Origin of the sequence: Paraburkholderia sp. EG304, from assembly GCF_046543485.1 — a bacterium.
Taxonomy (GTDB): domain Bacteria; phylum Pseudomonadota; class Gammaproteobacteria; order Burkholderiales; family Burkholderiaceae; genus Paraburkholderia; species Paraburkholderia youngii.
Window position 1 is genome coordinate 1 of the sequence record NZ_JBKGUA010000146.1, and the last position, 4,144, is coordinate 4,144.

The 4,144-nt window shown below is 66.8% G+C and carries 4 protein-coding genes; 3 read left to right on the top strand and 1 reads right to left on the bottom strand.

The genetic code is table 11. The features are described from left to right. The coding region (locus tag ACLFKU_RS42505) for a hypothetical protein (protein ID WP_410853227.1) at window positions 1-458 on the top strand (458 nt) is incomplete at its 5' end. A 3-nt stretch (window positions 459-461) separates the two neighbouring features. Here the strand turns inward: ACLFKU_RS42505 and ACLFKU_RS42510 are convergent. Next, window positions 462-1,097 carry a helix-turn-helix domain-containing protein gene (locus tag ACLFKU_RS42510; protein ID WP_176989825.1) on the bottom strand — a complete coding sequence of 212 codons (636 nt, stop codon included), beginning with the start codon at window positions 1,095-1,097 and terminating at the stop codon, window positions 462-464. A 366-nt stretch (window positions 1,098-1,463) separates the two neighbouring features. Between ACLFKU_RS42510 and ACLFKU_RS42515 the strand changes: the two genes are divergently transcribed. Together ACLFKU_RS42515 and ACLFKU_RS42520 are read left to right on the top strand one after the other, a co-directional pair. Continuing rightward, window positions 1,464-3,404, top strand: a complete 1,941-nt coding sequence (locus ACLFKU_RS42515; protein WP_410853228.1) for a serine hydrolase domain-containing protein — start codon at window positions 1,464-1,466, stop codon at window positions 3,402-3,404. Between the two features lie 33 nt (window positions 3,405-3,437). After that, window positions 3,438-4,144 (top strand): enolase C-terminal domain-like protein (locus ACLFKU_RS42520; protein ID WP_410853229.1); only part of this gene is annotated, 707 nt, incomplete at its 3' end.

The following is a 4,144-nucleotide window of genomic DNA, read 5'->3' on the forward strand; positions in this document are numbered from 1 at the left end:
TGCAGGGCCTGCTGCATGACCGCCGCCCGCTGGAATGGCAGGTGCTCGCCGAGGTGGTCCATTCGCGGCTGCGCTTCCCGCGTTATCTCGGCGACATGCCGCATACCTGGATCGGCGCCGAATACGGACGCACGCTGTTCGGGATGCTGATGCGCGAAGACGATGACGCGTTGTCGCTGTTGCCGGGCACCCCGCCCTCCTGGGTGGCCGGCGACGGGCTGGCGGTGGATCGCCTGCCGACCGCCTACGGCACCCTGGCCCTGCAGGCACGGCAGCGCGACGGCACGCTGCAGCTCACGCTGGGCAAGGGGCTGCGCCCGGACACCGCGGTCCATGTGTGGTGGCCGAGCCGTACGTGCCCGACCTCGGTCCGGGTGGATGGCCGCGTCGTGCGTGACTACGACGCGCGCGGGATACTGCTGAAGCAGCCGTTCCGTCGGCTGGAGGCGACGTGGTGAGCGTCAGACGCTCCCCTCATGCTCATGCAGGGTGATCAGCGATTCCATCAGGTCTTCATCCGCACTCGCGCACACGGCCAGCAGCACCGCTTCCTCGCAGCCGGTATCGACGATGTAGGCATGGCCCATCTGGCTGTCGATGTAGATGCCCTGCCCGGTCTCCAGCACCACCGGATCGTAGAACTCGGTGTGGACCTGGATGCGGCCTTCCATCACGTGCACGTACTCCTCGCCCGGGTGGCGGACCAGGTCGCCGAACTCGGCAGTGGTCTTGGCCCGCACCTTGGTCAGGATCGGGATCATGCGCTTGCGGCGCAGTTCGGTGCACAGATAGTAGTAATCGTAGTTGTCGGTCTGGACCCGCAGCGCCTTGTCGAGCGAGCCGAGGCTGCGCCGTGCGGTGACCGGCTTCGGCGCGCTGTCGGCGTCGGGCTCGGAGAACAGGTCGGACATGCGCAGGTTCAGGCGCTGCGCCAGGTGCTGGAGCTTGTCGTAGGTCAAGGTCAGGCGGTCGTGCTCGATCTTGGACAGCGTGGACAGGGGAATTTCGGTGTGCTCGCTCATTTCCTTGAGCGTCCAACCCTGGCGCGTGCGCAGGCCGCGCAGCAGGGTTCCGAGCGTCGGGCTTTTGGGGCTCATCGACAGGACCTTTGGGCTATTGCTGGTGAAGTTGTCGATACGATACTACGTAGAGATGAATGCCATCCTGATCAGGATGGTTTCTTGTCGCGTTCGCCTCTTATGACGCCTGTCAACGCCGTGTAATCGTTCTCATCGGCCCCGGAATGACGTATCCAGGGCATCTGACGCTCGCAATCCCGCCTGCCCGCCGACCGCCGGGACAGATCACGCGCAATTGACATTTCTCTGATCAGGAATATTGTTGTCTGATTGAGATGGTTTTTGGCCTTCCGATCGTTTCTGCGGGGCGCCTCGTCTTCCAGTTCCAGAGGGGATCGTCACATGCGTGCGTTGTCAGGGCTTGTCGCGTTGTGTTGTGGGCTGTTGCTGTCGTTCCAGGCCGATGCACAGCGGCCGTTGTCCCCGCCCGCGGAGGCCGCGCCCACCCGCGTGGACACCGTTGCCCGATTGACCGCGGATGACGCGGCCACCTGGCTGGATGGGTTCATGCCGTATGCCATCGCACGCGGCGACATCGCCGGCGCGGTGGTGACCGTGGTCAAGGACGGCCAGATCCTGGTCCGTCGCGGTTACGGCGTTTCGGATGTGGAAAAACAGACCCCGGTGGATCCGGACCGCACCCTGTTCCGGATGGCCTCGGTCTCCAAGCTGATGACCTGGACCGCGGTGATGCAGCTGGTGGAGGCCGGCAAGCTGGATCTGGACGCGGACATCAACCGGTACCTGGATTTCAAGGTGCCCGAACGCGGCCTGCCGATCACGCTGCGCCAGCTGATGACGCATACCGGTGGTTTCGAGGCCAACATCAAGTACATGTGGACCAGCGAGGCGGTGGCCGAAGCCGGTGACATCGCACTGGGACCGTACCTCAAGCGACGGGTGCCGGCGCAGGTCTTCGCGCCGGGCACCGTGCCCGCCTATTCGAATTACGGCACCAGCCTGGCCGGCTACATCGTCGAGCGCGTGTCCGGCCAACCGTTTGCCGAATACGTCGAGCAGCACATCTTCGTGCCGCTGCAGATGCAGCACGCCAGCTTCCGCCAGCCGCTGCCGCCGGCGTTGCGTGCGCTGGTCAGCAAGGGCTACGCACTGGGATCGGGCAAACCGCGCGACTTCGAAGTCACCCCGTCCGCTCCGGCCGGCGCACTGTCGGCCACCGGCAGCGACATGGCGCGTTTCATGATCGCGCACCTGAGCGCGGCGGGCGGCCACGACACGGCCATCCTGAAAGCCGCGACCAGCCAGCTGATGCTGACCCCGCAGACGCGCTTCGCGCCGCCGCTGAACACCATGGCGCTCGGCTTCTACGAGATCGATGTCAATGGCCAGCGCGTGGTGTCTCACGCCGGTGACACCTACGCGTTCCACTCGCAGCTGTTCCTGTTCCGCGATCACGACGTCGGTCTGTTCCTCTCGCTCAACAGCGCGGGCGCCAACGGCATCACCGGCCCGATCCGGCGTGAACTGCTGGAGAACTTCACCGACCGCTATTTCCCCGCCGCGGCACCCGCCCCGGCACCGCCTGTGGACGCGGCACTGGCCAAGCAGCAGGCGCGCCTGCTGGCGGCGCCGAGCTACCTGGATTCGCGGCGTGCGGAGACCGGCATCGGCCGCACCAGCATCCTCACCCAGACACGCCTGGAAGCCCTCGACGATGGCAGCCTGCGTCTGCCGCGCCTGAAGCAGCCCAGCGGGCAGCCCACCACCTTCAAGCCGATCGCCCCGTGGCTGTGGCAGGCCAGCAACAGCGAGCTGCGCCTGGCCGCCATCGTCAAGGACGGCGCGCCGGTCGGCTTTGCGGTGGATTCGTCTTCGCCGTTCAACGTGTTCCTGCGTGCCGAGGGCTACCGTTCGGCGCTGTGGCTGAAGCCCGCGCTGACCGGGGCAGTGGCCGCGCTGGCGCTGTCCGCGCTGGCGTGGCCGATCGCCGCGTTCGTGCGCCGCCGTCATGGGCGCGTACTGGGCTGGCCGCGCCGGACGCTGCTGGCCTATCGCCTGAGCCGCTTCGCCTGCTGGTTCATGCTGCTGGTGCCTGCCGTGGCCCTGGCGGTGATGACCTGGGCATCGGCGGATTTCGCCCGCCTCGATGACCGCCTCGATCCGGCCGTGATCGGGCTCGGCATCGCCTCGGTGATCGCGATCGTCGGCGGGATCGGTTCGACGGCCTGGAATCTGGTTGAGACGGTACGCGCTGGTCGCGGCTGGCTCGCCCGCCTCTGGGCCGTGCTGCTGCTGATCGCGGCCTGCGTGCTTGCCTACGTGCTGGTGCTGATGGGCCTGGCCGACTTCGCTCTCAACTACTGACCCATGGCCCCGCCACGGGGCTGGAGACATCCTGTGAAACTGACCCTGCAGATCGATACGCTTGCCTTGCTGGCCCCGTTCCGGATCAGCGGCTACGTGTTCGAACACGCCCCGGTACTGCGCGTGGAACTGGAAGACGGCGGCCATCGCGGCCGTGGCGAAGCCAGCGGTGTGTACTACTTCGACGACACGCCCGAGCAGATGCTGGCGACGCTGGAGCTGCTGCGTGCGCGCATTGAAGCCGGCATCACCCGCGACGAGCTGCAGCAGCTGCTGCCCCGCGGCGGCGCGCGCAACGCACTCGACTGCGCGCTCTGGGATCTTGAAGCGAGCCGTAGCGGCACGCATGCCTGGGCGCTGGCCGGGCTGTCGCAGACGCGGCCGCTGCTGACCACCTGGACCCTGGGCGCCGATGACCCGGCGACGATGCAGTCGATCGCGACCGGACGCTATGCGCCGGCCAAGGCACTCAAGCTCAAGCTCAGCGGTGATCTGGATATCGACATCGAGCGCGTGCGTGCGGTGCGCAAGGTGCGCCCGGAGGTGTGGATGGGCGTGGACGCCAACCAGGGCTACAGCGTGGACGTGCTCGATGCGCTGATTCCGGTGCTGCTGGAGAACGACATCAAGCTGCTGGAACAACCCTTGCCGCGCGGTCGCGAAGCCGAGCTCAAAGGCTTCGCGCGGCCGTTGCCGTTCGCCGCCGACGAGAGCGTGCAGGATGCGACGGAGATCGAGGC

Bases quoted from the DNA above. Each gene is read 5' to 3' on its own strand.
- ACLFKU_RS42510 (WP_176989825.1), bottom strand. From the start codon at position 1,097: ATGAGCCCCAAAAGCCCGACGCTCGGAACCCTGCTGCGCGGCCTGCGC.